This is a genomic window from Candidatus Mycolicibacterium alkanivorans, from assembly GCF_022760805.1.
In the GTDB taxonomy this organism is placed as follows: domain Bacteria; phylum Actinomycetota; class Actinomycetes; order Mycobacteriales; family Mycobacteriaceae; genus Mycobacterium; species Mycobacterium alkanivorans.
On the sequence record NZ_JAIVFL010000001.1, the window covers coordinates 250,768 to 265,611 of the forward strand.

The 14,844-nt window shown below is 69.2% G+C and carries 13 protein-coding genes, 1 pseudogene and 2 riboswitches; of the genes and pseudogenes, 9 read left to right on the plus strand and 5 right to left on the minus strand.

All coding sequences use genetic code 11. The annotated features are described in order from the left end of the window. The first annotated feature begins 117 nt into the window (after window positions 1-117). Window positions 118-228, plus strand: a riboswitch (TPP riboswitch). From thiC to K9U37_RS01390, 5 genes and pseudogenes are all read left to right on the plus strand, one after another. Continuing rightward, complete coding sequence (thiC, locus tag K9U37_RS01370) at window positions 219-1,802, plus strand: phosphomethylpyrimidine synthase ThiC (RefSeq protein WP_243070196.1); 1,584 nt, start codon at window positions 219-221, stop codon at window positions 1,800-1,802. (Overlaps the previous riboswitch by 10 nt.) Beyond that, entirely contained in the window at window positions 1,799-2,644 is an 846-nt protein-coding gene (gene thiD / locus K9U37_RS01375) for a bifunctional hydroxymethylpyrimidine kinase/phosphomethylpyrimidine kinase (RefSeq protein ID WP_243070197.1), read from the plus strand. Before thiC ends, thiD begins: the two co-directional genes overlap by 4 nt. Window positions 2,645-2,667: 23 nt before the next feature. Continuing rightward, complete coding sequence (locus K9U37_RS01380; RefSeq protein WP_243073172.1) at window positions 2,668-3,285, plus strand: alpha/beta hydrolase family protein; 618 nt, start codon at window positions 2,668-2,670, stop codon at window positions 3,283-3,285. 283 nt (window positions 3,286-3,568) lie between these two features. Then, the gene (locus K9U37_RS01385) at window positions 3,569-4,834 is read left to right on the plus strand and encodes an APC family permease (RefSeq protein WP_272888070.1); all 1,266 of its coding nucleotides are present in this window, start codon (window positions 3,569-3,571) and stop codon (window positions 4,832-4,834) included. Between the two features lie 24 nt (window positions 4,835-4,858). Beyond that, window positions 4,859-5,045: pseudogene (locus K9U37_RS01390) on the plus strand (solute carrier family 23 protein); the annotation flags it as partial. A 267-nt stretch (window positions 5,046-5,312) separates the two neighbouring features. Here K9U37_RS01390 and K9U37_RS01395 read toward each other — a convergent pair. The 4 genes from K9U37_RS01395 to thiO all read right to left on the minus strand — a co-directional run bounded on the left by K9U37_RS01395 (window position 5,313) and on the right by thiO (window position 8,801). Then, window positions 5,313-6,815, minus strand: a complete 1,503-nt coding sequence (locus K9U37_RS01395) for a M28 family metallopeptidase (protein WP_243070198.1) — start codon at window positions 6,813-6,815, stop codon at window positions 5,313-5,315. An 18-nt stretch (window positions 6,816-6,833) separates the two neighbouring features. Then, a complete protein-coding gene (locus K9U37_RS01400; RefSeq protein WP_243070199.1) occupies window positions 6,834-7,589 on the minus strand; it encodes a thiazole synthase in 756 nt (251 codons plus the stop codon). Window positions 7,590-7,596: 7 nt separating this feature from the next. Beyond that, window positions 7,597-7,794 carry a sulfur carrier protein ThiS gene (thiS, locus tag K9U37_RS01405; RefSeq protein WP_243070200.1) on the minus strand — a complete coding sequence of 66 codons (198 nt, stop codon included), beginning with the start codon at window positions 7,792-7,794 and terminating at the stop codon, window positions 7,597-7,599. Beyond that, complete coding sequence (thiO, locus tag K9U37_RS01410) at window positions 7,791-8,801, minus strand: glycine oxidase ThiO (RefSeq protein ID WP_243070201.1); 1,011 nt, start codon at window positions 8,799-8,801, stop codon at window positions 7,791-7,793. Before thiO ends, thiS begins: the two co-directional genes overlap by 4 nt. Continuing rightward, a riboswitch (TPP riboswitch) is annotated at window positions 8,797-8,911 on the minus strand. Its footprint overlaps the gene before it by 5 nt. A gap of 24 nt (window positions 8,912-8,935) precedes the next feature. Here thiO and thiE point away from each other — a divergent pair. Next, window positions 8,936-9,607 (plus strand): thiamine phosphate synthase, encoded by a 672-nt coding sequence (thiE, locus tag K9U37_RS01415; protein WP_243070202.1) that lies wholly within the window; start codon window positions 8,936-8,938, stop codon window positions 9,605-9,607. Here thiE and K9U37_RS01420 read toward each other — a convergent pair. Then, window positions 9,579-10,175, minus strand: coding sequence for an NUDIX hydrolase (locus tag K9U37_RS01420; RefSeq protein ID WP_243070203.1), 597 nt, complete (start codon window positions 10,173-10,175; stop codon window positions 9,579-9,581). The two genes, thiE and K9U37_RS01420, sit on opposite strands and share 29 nt — an antisense overlap. 126 nt (window positions 10,176-10,301) lie before the next feature. Between K9U37_RS01420 and glnX the strand changes: the two genes are divergently transcribed. From glnX to K9U37_RS01435, 3 genes are read left to right on the plus strand one after another with little or no spacing between them, the layout of a single operon-like run. Further along, window positions 10,302-11,621, plus strand: coding sequence for a protein kinase G-activating protein GlnX (gene glnX, locus K9U37_RS01425; protein ID WP_243070204.1), 1,320 nt, complete (start codon window positions 10,302-10,304; stop codon window positions 11,619-11,621). After that, a complete protein-coding gene (locus tag K9U37_RS01430; RefSeq protein ID WP_243070205.1) occupies window positions 11,618-12,586 on the plus strand; it encodes a glutamate ABC transporter substrate-binding protein in 969 nt (322 codons plus the stop codon). The genes glnX and K9U37_RS01430 overlap by 4 nt, the downstream gene beginning before the upstream one ends. Next, the gene (locus tag K9U37_RS01435) at window positions 12,586-14,841 is read left to right on the plus strand and encodes a serine/threonine-protein kinase PknG (RefSeq protein WP_272888001.1); all 2,256 of its coding nucleotides are present in this window, start codon (window positions 12,586-12,588) and stop codon (window positions 14,839-14,841) included. The genes K9U37_RS01430 and K9U37_RS01435 overlap by 1 nt, the downstream gene beginning before the upstream one ends. Window positions 14,842-14,844: the final 3 nt, after the last annotated feature.

Here is a 14,844-nt window from a genome sequence, read left to right on the forward strand (position 1 = left end):
CAATCAATTTGGAAGCGGCATCGGGTACCGAACAGCGCAATAACGCATATGTTAGCTATACAAATCATCTCAGGCCAATCGATATTCCCTCAGCCACTGCTAGCGTGGGGACCGGACAACCAACCACACGGGAGCGCGTACCTGAGTGCGCTGAGAGGACGGCTGGAGCCGTCGACCGTACGAACCTGACCGGGTAATGCCGGCGTAGGGAGTGAGAAATGACCGATCTGTTTGTCGACCCGACCGTCACCACCGGCCCCATCGCGGGCAGCACGAAGGTGTACACCCAGCTCGGCGACGGCGCCCGGGTGCCGTCCCGGCGCGTACACACCGCCGACGGCGAACACCTCGACCTGTACGACACCTCCGGCCCGTACACCGACCCCGGCGCGGTGATCGACCTGCGTGCGGGGCTGCCGCCGCGACCGGGCGTGGTCCATGACCGCGGCACGCAGCTGCAGCGGGCCAGGGCCGGAGAGATCACCTCCGAGATGGCCTTCATCGCCGCGCGCGAGGCAGTGCCCGTCGAGCTGGTGCGCGACGAGGTCGCCCGCGGACGCGCGGTGATACCGGCCAACCACAACCACCCCGAGAGCGAGCCGATGATCATCGGCAAGGCCTTCGCGGTGAAGGTCAACGCCAACATCGGCAACTCGGCGGTGTCCTCCTCGATCGAGGAGGAAGTCGACAAGATGGTGTGGGCAATCCGGTGGGGCGCGGACACCATCATGGACCTGTCCACCGGCGCCGACATCCACACCACCCGCGAGTGGATCCTGCGCAATTCCCCCGTCCCGGTCGGCACCGTGCCGATCTACCAGGCCTTGGAGAAGGTCAACGGTGATCCCACCCGGCTGAACTGGGAGGTCTACCGCGACACCGTGATCGAGCAGTGCGAACAGGGTGTCGACTACATGACCGTGCACGCCGGAGTGCTGCTGCGCCACATTCCGCTGACCGCGCAGCGGGTCACCGGGATCGTCAGCCGCGGCGGATCGATCATGGCCGCGTGGTGCCTGGCGCATCATCGGGAATCGTTCCTGTACACCAACTTCAACGAGCTCTGCGAGATCCTGGCGCGCTACGACGTGACGTTCTCGCTGGGCGACGGGCTGCGGCCGGGATCGATCGCCGACGCCAACGACGAGGCGCAGTTCGCCGAACTGCGCACGCTGGGTGAGCTGACAACGGTGGCGAAATCCCTTGGCGTGCAAGTGATGATCGAGGGCCCCGGCCACGTACCGATGCACAAGATCGTCGAAAACGTGCGCCTCGAGGAGGAGCTGTGCGAGGAAGCACCGTTCTACACGCTGGGACCGCTGGCCACCGACATCGCTCCGGGCTACGACCACATCACCTCGGCGATCGGTGCGGCGATCATCGCGCAGGCCGGCACGGCGATGCTGTGTTACGTCACCCCCAAGGAGCATCTGGGACTGCCGAATCGCAAGGACGTCAAGGACGGGGTGATCGCGTACAAGATCGCCGCGCACGCCGCCGATCTGGCCAAGGGGCATCCCCAAGCCCAGCGGCGTGACGACGCCCTGTCCAAGGCACGCTTCGAGTTCCGCTGGAAAGACCAGTTCGCGCTGTCGCTCGACCCTGACACCGCACGCGATTTCCACGACGAGACGCTGCCTGCCGAGCCGGCCAAGACCGCGCACTTCTGCTCGATGTGCGGGCCCAAGTTCTGCTCGATGCGCATCACTCAGGACATCCGCGATGCGATGGCCGCCAAATCCGAGGAGTTCGCCGCACACGGCAACCGGGTCTACATCCCTCTGGAACACTCACAGCCGTGAACTTCCTGCCGTTGACCCCGCCGGCCCAGACGCCGCCGCGGGTGCTGACCATCGCCGGCTCCGACTCCGGCGGCGGCGCGGGCATCCAGGCCGACATGCGCACCTTCGCGTTGCTCGGCGTGCATTCACTGGTTGCCGTCACTGCCGTCACGATCCAGAACTCGGTGGGCGTCAAGGGTTTCCACGAGATCCCCACCGACGTCATCGCCGGGCAGATCGAGGCGGTGGTCACCGACATCGGCGTGCAGGCGGCCAAGACCGGCATGCTGGCGTCCTCGGCGATCATCGAGACCGTCGCGGGCACCTGGCGCGATCTGGGCCTGGCGGGCACCGCCCCGTTCGTCGTCGACCCGGTGTGCGCCTCAATGCACGGCGACCCGCTGCTGCACCCCTCTGCGCTGGACACTCTGCGCACCGAATTGTTCCCGCTGGCCAGCCTGGTCACCCCCAACCTCGATGAGGTCCGGTTGCTCGTCGGGATCGACGTGACCGACGAGCGGACCCAGCGCGACGCCGCCAAGGCGCTGCACGCACTGGGTCCGAAGTGGGCACTGGTCAAAGGCGGCCACCTGCGCGCCTCCGCGCACAGCCCGGACCTGTTGTACGACGGCAGCGAGTTCCTCGAGTTCGACGCGCCGCGGGTGGACACCACTCACGATCACGGCGCCGGCGACACCCTGGGTGCGGCGACCGCGTGTGCTCTGGCGCACGGCTATTCGATGCCCGACGCGGTGGCCTTCGGCAAGGCGTGGGTGACCGAATGCCTGCGCGCCGCCTACCCGCTGGGCGGGGGGCACGGACCGGTATCGGCGCTGTTCCGGTTGCAGACTTCGAGCGAGTAGCCGCAGGCGGATCACGCATGAGCATGAGCCTCGACGACATCGCCGGTGTCGCGCACGAGCCGGCGGGCACCCCGGCAGGGGTGGTGATGCTCACCCACGGCGCCGGGGGAAGCCGGGACTCCCCGCTGCTGATCCGGATCTGTGACGAATGGGCGCGGCGCGGGTGGCTGGCCGTGCGCTACAACCTGCCTTACCGCCGCCGTCGCCCCAAGGGGCCGCCGTCGGGCTCGGCCGCCGGTGATCGTGCGGGCATCCTCGAAGCGATCACGCTGGCCCGGAGCCTGACCGACCGACCCGTGATCGCCGGCGGGCATTCCTACGGCGGCCGGCAGACCTCGATGGTCGTCGCGGAGAACCCGGGCCTGGTGGCCGTGCTGACCTTGTTCTCGTATCCGTTGCATCCGCCGGGCAAGCCCACGCGGCTGCGCGCCGAGCACTTTGCGGCGATCACGGCACCGACGGTGTTCACCCAGGGCACCGCGGACCCGTTCGGCACGATCGACGAGCTGCGCTCAGCGGTGGGCGAGATTCCCGCTCCGGTGGAGATCGTGGAGGTCACCGGAGCGCGCCACGACCTCGGCTCCAAGACGCTCGATGTGCCGGTGATCGCCGTGGACGCCGCTTTGGCCGCGTTGCCCTAGCCTGATTGCGGCGTCGAGTGTGCATCAGGGGCGGGATTTCGCGGTTTTCCCACCCCTCAGCGCACACTGAAACGCCGATGGTAGTGGCCGCCGAGTACGACTTCCGCAGCACCTGCGGTTCAACTCCGCCGTGGAAGGCGCCCGCTGGCACGAGGACGCCAGCCTGTGGCGCGTCACGCCGGCCGGGGGCGACACCTTGGCCGCGCGGTACCTGACCACCGCTATCGGGTTCCCGTCCCAGCCGAAGACCCCCGAGATCCCGGGCATCGACGATTTCGAGGGCATGCGGATCTCCGCTCCCACCGTCGGTCCGCATTCATGTCGGGGGCCTAACATTCCGCCGGTGAACCCCCTGCAACGCCGCCTCGGCGTGGGCGACGCCGTGGTCATCGGCCTCGGCTCCATGATCGGCGCGGGAATCTTCGTCGCCCTGGCCCCGGCCGCGGCGGCCGCGGGCTCGTGGTTGCTGGTGGGGCTGGCCCTGGCCGGAGTCGTCGCCTACTGCAACGCCACCTCCTCTGCGCGACTGGCCGCCCGTTACCCGCAGTCCGGCGGCACCTACGTCTACGGCCGTGCGCGGCTCGGCGAGTTCTGGGGTTACCTGGCCGGTTGGAGCTTCGTGGTCGGCAAGACCGCCTCGTGTGCGGCGATGGCGCTGACGGTCGGGTTCTACCTCTGGCCGCAGTATGCGCACGCGGTCGCGGTGGCCGCTGTCGTCGCGCTGACGGCGATCAACTATCGCGGCATCCAGAAGTCGGCCGTCCTCACCCGCGTCATCGTCGGCGTGGTCCTGGCCGTTCTGGCCGGAGTGGTTGTCGCCGTGGCTGTTTCGGGCGATGCCCAGCTTGGGCGGCTGACTCTCAGCGGTTCGCCGGCCGGCGTCGTGCAAGCCGCTGGCTTGCTGTTCTTCGCCTTCGCCGGATACGCGCGTATCGCCACCCTGGGTGAGGAGGTGCGCGATCCGGCGCGGACCATCCCACGCGCCATCCCCATCGCACTGGGGCTCGCCCTGGTGATCTACGCGGTCGTCGCCGTCACCGTTCTGAGCGTGCTGGGCCCGACCGGGTTGGCGACGGCCCCTGCGCCGTTGGCCGATGCGGTGCGCGCCGCGGGGGCAAGCGGTTTCGAGCCGGTGGTGCGGATCGGCGCGGCGGTGGCCGCGCTGGGATCGCTGCTCTCCCTGGTTCTCGGGGTGTCGCGGACCACGCTGGCGATGGCCCGCGACCGGCACCTGCCCGCCGGGCTGGCCGCGGTGCACCCGCGATTCGGTGTGCCGCACCGCGCCGAGGTGGCCGTCGGGGTGGTGGTCGCGGTCGTGGCCGCGGTGGCCGACGTCCGGGGCGTGATCGGCTTTTCGTCGTTCGCGGTGCTGCTGTACTACGCCATCGCCAACGCCTCGGCCTGGACGCTGGGCCGGCGCGCGATTCCGGCGGCCGGACTGATCGGCTGTGTGGTCGTGGCGTTCGCGTTGCCACTGCGCTCGGTGCTGACCGGTGTGGCCGTGCTCGCCGCGGGCGCGGCGATCTACTGGGTGCGCCGGTCGCGATAGCCATGCGCGCCGGGCCGCGATGGTGTGCTGACCGGCTTTCCGCCCGCCACCACGCTGCTGTTTCAGGTGTGGGCACACTGCTGTTCCTGGTGGTCACCGGCAACCGGCTGCCGAGTTATCTCGGGTCGAGCTTCTCGGTGATCGCCCCGTGACCGCGGCGGTGGCCTCCCACGGTGCTGGCAGCGCCTTGGGCGGGCTGGTGGCGGTCGGCGGGCGGCCACCGCGATCGCGCTGATCGTCGGGATCGCCGACTTCACCTGGCAGGTCGGCACTCTGACGTTCACCGGCATCGCGCTCGGCTCGATCGCCGCCCTGGTGGTCTACCACGGGATGCGCGCGCTAAGCACACTACGTGCAGCACGGGATTGGACCTGATGCTCAAGCTGCATCTGGCCGACGTTCACGAGTACATCAGCTGGATCGGGGAACCGCAGGAGCCCGCGGTTACATCGACCGTGCGCAAGTGGCGACGGCCGACTCAGGGTTCGCTGACCACGTGGCGGGTCCGGTCGTCGCGGATCGGAACCCCGTTACGGCCGGTGATGTCCTGGGCGTAAAAGCCGACGGAGAAGGCGACCCCGCCGCCCTGGATGCCGAGGCAGGTGCGGTCGATTTGATCGAGTGTGTCGGTGCTCTTGTGGTAGTTCGGGTCGAACGGCGCGTTGGCGGTGCCGCCCCACAGCTTCGGCTGGTCCTCGGTCTTGTTCTCCTCGGCCCCGGAGAACAGCCCGCCTGCCGGGACACCGGCCTTGGTGAAGGCGTCGTAGTCAGACCGGCCGTCGAAAGACGTGTCCTGGGCGGTCTTTCCGGCCGACTTCAGGTAGGTGACCAACGTGCGCTCGATCCCGGGCGAGCCCTCGGGAACCCGTGGCGCACTCTGGTTGCGGTCCGGTGCGGTGGACTGGTCGCCGTCGTAGGTGAAGTAGCCCGGGTTCGGCGAAGCGATCATGTCGAAGTTCAGATACAGCGCAATGTCCTTGAGCTGCTCGACGTTCATCGACTCGAGGTACTTCTTGGAGCCGACGGTGCCGAGTTCCTCGGCCCCCCAGAACGCGAACCGGACCGCGTTCTTCACCTGGGGGGTGGGTCCCAGCTGGGCGGCGGTCTCCAGCACAGCGGCCACACCGGAGCCGTTGTCGTTGATGCCGGGGCCGTCCGGAACGCTGTCGAGGTGGGCGCCGACCACGACGACGTCTTGGACCGATCCGGTCTTGGTCTGGGCGATCACGTTGCGGGCGTTGACGGTCTTGGTTTCCGCCTCGACCTTGATCGTGGTCGGGCCCGGCTGTGCCCGCAGCCGCGCGCCGTCGGCCTTGGTCACGCCCACGGCCGGGATCTTCACGTCGGTGGCCTCGCCGAGGGTGGCGCCCATGTGCTCCTCGTCGACGTTGTCGGCGACGATCATGGCGACCCCGCCCAGTTGGGCGACGACGGCCTCCTTGGCCGCGAAGGGACAGCTGCCCCGGTCGACCAGCACCACCGCACCGCGAACCGGCAGACCATCGTAGTCGGCCGGGGCGCAACCCGGTGTCTCGTCGGCCGGGGCGGCGACCAGTGGACCGCTGACGCCCTGCGGCGGGGTGCCGAGGCTGAACTCGATGGCGCGGGCCTGCACGGGGGCGCCGCCGACGGTCATCTCCGTTTTTCCGGTCCGGAAGATCCTGGTGGTGAACGTGGGAGTCTGCACATCGAAGCCCTTGGCGCGGAGCACACCCGCGACGAAGTCGATGCTGGCGTCGAAACCGGGCGTGCCGACAGCTCTGGTGCCGTTGTTGGCGTTGGCGATGTCCTGCAGCTTCTGCAGGTGCGCGACCATAGCCTCGGTGCCGACCTGCTTGCGCAGCCCGTCGGCGAAGGCGGCGGCCGGCTTACCTGCCGCAACCGGCCGGGAGGCGTCCGCCGACCGACTGCATCCGGCCAGGGCGACGACGGCGGCGGCCACGGCCAGCCAGACGGTCAAGGCCGGGTATCTGCGCTTCATCGCGCCCAGGATAGCCGCTCAGGCCAAGCTCGGGCTCGACGCCTGCGCCCAGAACCGCTTGGGGATTCGCCCGGCATGGCGGGCGAGCAGACCGGCAGTCACGGCCGCGGCCATCGCAGCGGCCATCGCGGGCGGATCGGCGGCGCGAGTCACCGCAGAGGCCAGAAGCACCGCGTCACAACCGAGTTCCATGGCCAGGGCGGCGTCGCTGGCGGTGCCGATGCCGGCGTCCAGGATCACCGGCACGCCCGCGGCGGCGACGATCATCTCGATGTTGTGCGGGTTGGAGATTCCCAGGCCGGTGCCGATCGGCGAACCCAGCGGCATCACCGCCGCGCAGCCGGTGTCCTCGAGCCGCCGGGCCAGCACCGGGTCGTCATTGGTGTAGGGCAGCACCACGAAGCCATCATCGACCAATTGTTCTGCAGCCCGAACTAATTCGACGGCATCGGGCAGCAGCGTGCGCTCGTCGGCGATGACCTCCAGCTTGATCCAGTTGGTGCCGAGGCCTTCCCTGGCCAGCTGCGCGGTGAGGATGGCCTCGGCAGCCCCGCGGCAGCCCGCCGTGTTGGGCAGCGGGGTGATCTCCAGCCGGTTGAGCAAGTCGAGCACCCCGGTTCCGCCCTCGGCATCGACCCTCCGCATCGCCACCGTGGTCAGCTCGGTGCCGGAGGCCACCAGAGCCTCCTCCAGAACCGTGAGATTCGGCGCGCCCCCGGTACCGAGGATCAGCCGCGAACCGAACGTGCGATCGGCGATCGTCAGTTGCTTCATCTGAGGCTCAGCCACCCTGCACCGCCGTCACCACTTCCACCCGCGCGCCCGCGGGCAGCTCCGAATTCCATTGCGAGCGAGGCAGTACCGAGAAATCAACCGCGACGGCGATACCACGTTGCGGGTAGTCCAGGCGCCCAAGCAGGGCAGCCACCGTGATGCCATCCTCGACTTCGACCTGTTCGTCGTTGACTGTCACGTTCACGCCTGTGCTCCTACCAGAAGTTCCGCGGCGATGCGTTCGGCCGTCCAGGGCGCCAGCAGGAAACCCGAGCGGCCGAGGCCGGTCGCCACCAGTGTGCGCTCGTCGAGTCGCCCGACGATCGGCATGTTGTCCGGGGTCATCGGGCGCAGACCCGCCGCGCACTCGGCGAGTTCGTACTCCCCCAGTGCGGGCATCACCACGCAGGCGTCGTCGAGCAGTTCGCGAACCCCGGTCACCGACGGCGCGGTGTCGCGGCCGCGTTCGTACTGGGTGGCGCCGATCACGACGCCGTCGGCGCGGGGCACCAGGTACACCGGGCGCCCGTGCACCCGGGCCCGAACCACCCGCTGCGGCACCGGCACGCAGCCGCGCCGCCAGCGCAGTCGCAGCACCTCACCCTTGACCGGCCGCACCTGCAGGCCCGGCCACAGCGAGGGCGCGTCGATACCGTTGGCGATCACCACCGTCTCCACACCGTAGCGAGCGTCCTCGACGCGCTCGACGGGGCCGGCCCACCGTACATCGAGTTTTTCGCAATCGTTTTCGAGCGCCTCGACGAGCTTGCGGTTGTCCACCGCCAGTTCGTCGGCGGCCAGAAAGCCGTGCCGAATACCTTGAGCCAGAAGGGGTTCGATGTCCCGGGCCGCAGTGGTCAGCGATACCGGGTGACCCTGATCGGCCAGCCAGGCGGCCACGGTGCGCAGGTCGGCGACGTCCGCGCGGTCCACCGCGATCACCAGCGACTCGCGGGCAGTGACCACATCGTCGGGTAGCCCGTCGAGAAAACCGCCGTGCCACAGGCGCAGCGATTCCAGCCCGATCCGCAGCAGCTGCTCCTCGCCGGGCCAGCCTTCGCTATGCGGGGTGAGCATGCCGCCGGCCACCCACGACGCACCCCGCTGCGCGGCGCGGTGCACCCGCACCGACAGGCCCGCCTGCGCGGCTCGGCGGGCCACCGCAAGACCGATGACGCCGCCCCCGATGACGGCCAGCGATTGCTCCGACATATCCCTTTCGCTTCCCTTCGCCGGCATGACCCGGATCAGGTGGTGACGGTCTGGAGGGTGTGTCGCCTCCACTCTCAGTCCCCGCTCCCGGGACTCCCGTGCCGAACCTCCACGCTAGCCGCTACCGTCGCGGTATGCACGAACGTCACGCCAAGCTTGCCGCCGCGCGACTCTACCTGTGCACCGACGCCCGCCGCGAGCGCGGCGACCTGGCCGAGTTCGCCGACGCCGCGCTGGCCGGTGGCGTCGACATCATCCAGCTCAGGGACAAGGGCTCCCCCGGTGAGCAGCGCTTCGGCCCGCTGGAAGCGCGCGCCGAGCTGGCCGCGCTGGAAATCCTGGCCGACGTCGCCCGCCGCCGCGGCGCGCTGCTGGCCGTCAACGACCGCGCCGACATCGCTCGCGCCGCCGGTGCCGACATCCTGCACCTGGGCCAGGACGACCTGCCTCTGGATGTCGCCCGCGACATCATCGGACCCGACACGCTGGTCGGCCGCTCCACCCACGAGACGGGCGAGGCCGCCCGTGCGCTGATGGAGGGCGTCGACTACTTCTGCGTCGGCCCCTGCTGGCCGACGCCGACCAAGCCGGGGCGCCCGGCGCCCGGGCTGGATCTGGTCCGGACCGTGGCCGGCATGCATTCCGACAAGCCGTGGTTCGCCATCGGTGGCATCGACGAACAGCGGCTGCCCGACGTCCTCGCGGCCGGGGCGCGCCGCGTTGTGGTGGTGCGCGCCATCACCGCGGCCGCCGATCCCGCCGCGGCAGCGGGCCGGCTCAGATCGGTGCTTGCACTTGCCGGGTGACGCCGGCGGCCGAACACCAGCCGAACACCCCGGACTCGACCTCCACGGTGTGCGGCACCGACAGCCGGCATTCATCGTGTTCGTCGGGCCCGAGCATCGCGGTGATGCGCAGCCGGTGCCAGCTCGCCGCGAATCCCGGGTGCAGCGGCAGGTCGACCACCTCGTCCTCGGCCACCCAGCGCAGCTCGGAGCTCTCCCGGTTGGGGATGGTCTCGAGCAGCTGACGGGCGTCGGCGATGACGGTGGTGTAGCTCCACGAGGTGCCGCCCTGGCCGGTGACCTCGGCGGTGACGACGGTGGCGCGCACCTGCAGGTGCTCGGCGGGCAGCCCCGCCTCCTCGTGCGCCTCACGGACCGCGGCCTGCTCCGGTGTCTCGTGGCTGTCGCGGGCGCCGCCGGGCAGTGCCCAGGTCCCGCCCTGATGACTCCACGGGGCGCGGTGCTGAAGCAGCACCGCGGGACTGCCGTCCGGACGCGGGGCACGCAACAACAGGCCGGCGGCGCCATGGCGTCCCCAGTACGGCATCCCGGTCTCCGACACCACCCAGCCGTCGCCGTCGCCTCGCACGCGTTCAGGATAAGCGCGCCACGCCGACGCTCGCCGGTCGATCCTGCCCGGTCCGGCACAGGTGCTCTTAGAATTCACTCAGGAAGTGCGGAAGGGATCCGGCGAAGGAAATGAGGTCCGCGCGAGGTGACCGTTGAGCTGGCACACCCGTCCACCGAGCCGTCGGCTCGGCGGACGCCGACCGAGCCTGCTCACCCCCGCTGGTGGTTCCTGCGGACCACGCCCGGCCGCATCCTGACCATCGGCATCATCCTGGCCACCCTCGGCCTGCTCAGCGCGTTCGCCACCTCGATGACGATCAACAATCGCCAGGAACAGCTGACCACGGTGCTCAACCACACCGAGCCGCTGGCATTTGCGGCCGGCCAGCTCTACACCACGCTGTCGGTGGCCGACGCGGCCGCCGCCACCGCGTTCATCGCGGGATCCGAACCGCGCGCGGTGCGTCAGCGCTACGAGCAGGCGATCACCGACGCCGCCGTCGCGGTCACCCGGGCCGCCAGCGGGTTGACCGACGAACCGCTGGTGCAGCTGCTCGGCCGGATCAACGCGCAGCTAGCCGTCTACACCGGGCTGATCGAGACCGCACGGACCAACAACCGGATGGGCAACCCGGTCGGGTCGTCGTACCTCTCGGAGGCCTCGGCCCTCATGCAGCAGCAGATCCTGCCCGACGCGCAGCGGCTCTACGAACAGACCTCGGATCGGGTCGACGCCGAAACCACGGCGTCCACCCGCATTCCCGCCCCAGTGATCGTGGTGGTGGCGATGACGCTGGTGTTCGGCGCGTTCGCGCACCGGTGGCTGGCGGCGCGCACCAAACGCAGGGTCAACGTCGGCCTGATCGCGGGCGGGCTGGCGATCGTGATCATGGTCATCTGGGTGGGCTCGGCGCTGACGATTTCCACCGCGGGCAGCCGCGCGGCGAACGACACCGCGGCCGAGTCACTCAAAACGGTGACTAACCTCGCGATCACCGCGCAGCAGGCACGTGCCGACGAGACGCTGTCCCTGATCCGCCGCGGTGACGAAGACGTCCGGAAACGGTCCTTCCACCAGCGCGTCGAAACCGTGCATCAGCAGCTCACCGAATACCTGGCCCGCAAGGACGCGATCGACAAGAGTGATCTTGCCGACGCCGACCAGCTGCTGATGAAGTGGCAGCAGGCCGACGAGCGGATCAACGCCTACATCTCGGTGGGCAACTACCAGGCGGCCACCCAGGTGGCGCTGGGAACCGGTGAGGACGACTCGACGCCGGCGTTCGACAAGCTCGACGCGGCGCTGTCCAGCGGTATCCGGGAAAGCCGCAACCAGTTGCGCAACGACATCCTGTCGGCTCGGCGGGTGCTGTCGGGGACGACGGTCGGCGGTGCGGTGTTGTCGGTCGGCGCGGCGATCGTGGTGGCGTTGGGCTTGTGGCCGAGGATGAGTGAGTACAGATGAGGTTGCGCGCGCTTGCCGGCATCGCGGTCGTTGTGGCGACCGCACTGAGCGGATGCGGCAGGACCGAGTACACGATGGCGCCGCCCGTGCCGACGCTGGCGCCCCCGACCCCGGCCGGGATGGCCGAGCTGCCGCCCGAACACCCGCAGCCGCCCAACCCGAACGACGAGAACTGCGACCGCACGGCCAGCCTGCGGCCGTTCCCGAACAAGGCCGACGCCGACGCCGCGGTCGCCGGGATCCGCGCCAGGGGCCGGCTGGTCGTCGGGCTGGACATCGGCAGCAATCTGTTCTCGTTCCGCGACCCGATCACCGGTGAGATCACCGGTTTCGACGTCGACATCGCCGGTGAGGTCGCGCGGGACATCTTCGGCACGCCGTCTCAGGTCGAGTACCGGATCCTGTCGTCTGCCGACCGGATTAGCGCGCTGCAGAGTAACACCGTCGACATCGTGGTCAAGACCATGACGATCACCTGTGAGCGGCGTAAGCTGGTGAACTTCTCGACGGTGTACTTCACCGCCTACCAACGCATTCTGGCCGCGCGGGAGTCGGCGATCTCGCAAGCCTCGGACCTGTCCGGCAAGCGGGTGTGCGTGGCGCGCGGCACGACCTCGCTCAAGCGGGTGCAGGAGATCGCGCCGCCGCCCATCATCGTCACGGTGGTGACGTGGGCCGACTGCCTGGTGGCCCTGCAACAGCGTGAGGTCGACGCGGTCAGCACCGACGACTCGATCCTGGCCGGACTGGTGGCCCAGGACCCGTATCTGCACATCATCGGGCCGAACATGGCCCAGGAGCCCTACGGCATCGGCGTCAACCTGCAGAACACCGGGCTGGTCCGCTTCGTCAACGGCACCCTGGAGCGAATCCGCCGCGACGGTACGTGGAACACGTTGTACCGCAAGTGGTTGACGGTGCTGGGTCCCGCTCCTGCCCCACCGACGCCGAGGTATCTGGACTGATGGACGCGCCGGGTCCCCCCGAAGTCGACGTCGGCACCCAGCCGGCGAGCTTCGACGACCTCGGCATGGACTCCATGTCGACGATGCGACCGATGGCCACCCAGGCGATCTTCCGGCCGCACTTCGACGACGACGATGACGATTCGGTCGGCAGCGTCGGTACCGAGCCGCAGGACCTGCATCAGGTCACCGTGGCGCGCAAACTCTCACCGACCCGCCGGCTGAGCGGTGGGCTGGTGGAGATCCCCCGGGTTCCCGAGATCGACCCGCTCGCGGCCTTGATGGTCAATCCTGTTGTGGCTGAATCGAAACGGTTCTGCTGGAACTGCGGCCGGCCCGTCGGCCGTGCGACCGACGAGCACGAGGCGTCCTCGGAGGGGCAGTGCCCGCACTGCGGCAGTGCCTACTCGTTCGTGCCGCAACTGGTTCCCGGCGACATGGTGGCCGACCAGTACGAGATCAAGGGCTGCATCGCGCACGGCGGGCTGGGCTGGGTGTACCTGGCCGTCGATCACAACGTCAACGAACGGCCGGTGGTGCTCAAGGGTCTGGTGCATTCCGGCGATGCCGAGGCGCAGGCGATCGCCATGGCCGAGCGGCAGTTCCTGGCCGAAGTGGCCCACCCGTCGATCGTGAAGATCTTCAACTTCGTCGAGCACCCGGACTCCCGCGGCGAGCCGGTCGGGTACATCGTGATGGAGTACGTCGGCGGTAAGTCGCTCAAATTGCCTCGGCACGAGAAGCTTCCGGTATCCGAAGCGATCGCCTACCTGCTGGAGATCCTCCCGGCGATGGCCTACCTGCATTCGATCGGCTTGTGCTACAACGACCTCAAGCCGGAGAACATCATGGTCACCGAGGAGCAGCTCAAGCTGATCGACCTCGGCGCGGTGTCGCGGATCAACTCCTTCGGCTACCTCTACGGCACGCCCGGCTATCAGGCCCCGGAAATCGTGCGCTCCGGCCCGACCGTCGCCAGCGACATCTACACGGTGGGGCGCACTCTGGCGGCGCTGACACTGGATCTGCGGACCCGGAAGGGCCGCTACGTCGACGGGCTGCCCGACGACGACCCGGTGCTGAAGAAGTACGACTCGTTCGCCCGCCTGCTGCGCCGCGCGATCGACCCCGATCCACGCCGCCGCTTCGTCAGCGCCGAGGAGATGTCGTCGCAGTTGCTCGGCGTGCTGCGTGAAGTGGTCGCCGAGGACACCGGGGCACCGCGGCCCGGCCTGTCGACGGTGTTCACCCGCACCCGCTCGACGTTCGGCGTGGAACTGCTTGTCGCACATACCGATGTGTACCTCGATGGCCTGGCGCATGCGGAGAAGCTGACCGCCGCGGAGATCGTCACGGCGCTGCCGGTGCCGCTCGTGGACCCGACCGACGTCGCGGCGACGGTTCTCTCGGCGACGGTGCTGTCCCAGCCGGTGCAGACGCTGGACTCGTTGCGGGCGGCGCGCTACGGCGGGCTGGAGTCCGAAGGCGTGGACCTCACCGAGTCTGTGGAGCTTCCACTGATGGAGGTCCGCGCCCTGCTGGACCTCGGTGACGTGGCGAAGGCCAACCGCAAGCTCGACGACCTCGCCGACCGGGTGGGCTGGCGCTGGCGGCTGGTCTGGTTCAAGGCGGTCTCGAATCTGCTGACCGCCGAGTATTACTCGGCGACAAAGCATTTCACCGAGGTGCTGGACACCTTCCCCGGCGAGCTCGCCCCCAAGCTGGCGCTGGCGGCGACCGCCGAGCTGGCCGGGACATCCGACGAGCTGCCGTTCTACCGGACCGTGTGGCACACCGACAACAACATCATTTCCGCCGGCTTCGGCCTGGCACGGGCACAGTCTGTGGAGGGTGACCGTGAGTCGGCGGTGCGAACGCTCGACGAAGTTCCGGCGTCCTCACGGCATTTCACCACCGCACGGTTGACCAGTGCGGTGACACTGCTGTCGGGCCGGTCGGCGCACGACCTCAGCGAGGAGCAGATCCGCGACGCCGCGCGGCGGGTCGAGGCCCTGCCGGACACCGAGCCGCGGGTGTTGCAGATCCGCGCGCTCGTACTCGGTACGGCGATGGACTGGATCGCCGAGCACGAGGCCAGCACCAACCACATCCTCGGCTTCCCGTTCACCGACCACGGCCTGCGGCTCGGCGTCGAGGCCGCGCTGCGCAACCTGGCCAGGGTCGCCACCAGCCAGGCGCACCGCTACGCGCTGGTGGACATGGCGAACAACGTCCGGCCGACGAGCACGTTCTAGCGC

Bases quoted from the DNA above. Each gene is read 5' to 3' on its own strand.
- K9U37_RS01395 (WP_243070198.1), bottom strand. From the start codon at position 6,815: ATGAAGCGCAGATACCCGGCCTTGACCGTCTGGCTGGCCGTGGCCGCC.
- K9U37_RS01385 (WP_272888070.1), top strand. From the start codon at position 3,569: ATGCGGATCTCCGCTCCCACCGTCGGTCCGCATTCATGTCGGGGGCCT.
- K9U37_RS01400 (WP_243070199.1), bottom strand. From the start codon at position 7,589: ATGAAGCAACTGACGATCGCCGATCGCACGTTCGGTTCGCGGCTGATC.
- thiC (WP_243070196.1), top strand. From the start codon at position 219: ATGACCGATCTGTTTGTCGACCCGACCGTCACCACCGGCCCCATCGCG.
- thiO (WP_243070201.1), bottom strand. From the start codon at position 8,801: ATGTCGGAGCAATCGCTGGCCGTCATCGGGGGCGGCGTCATCGGTCTT.
- K9U37_RS01380 (WP_243073172.1), top strand. From the start codon at position 2,668: ATGAGCCTCGACGACATCGCCGGTGTCGCGCACGAGCCGGCGGGCACC.
- K9U37_RS01435 (WP_272888001.1), top strand. From the start codon at position 12,586: ATGGACGCGCCGGGTCCCCCCGAAGTCGACGTCGGCACCCAGCCGGCG.
- K9U37_RS01430 (WP_243070205.1), top strand. From the start codon at position 11,618: ATGAGGTTGCGCGCGCTTGCCGGCATCGCGGTCGTTGTGGCGACCGCA.
- thiE (WP_243070202.1), top strand. From the start codon at position 8,936: ATGCACGAACGTCACGCCAAGCTTGCCGCCGCGCGACTCTACCTGTGC.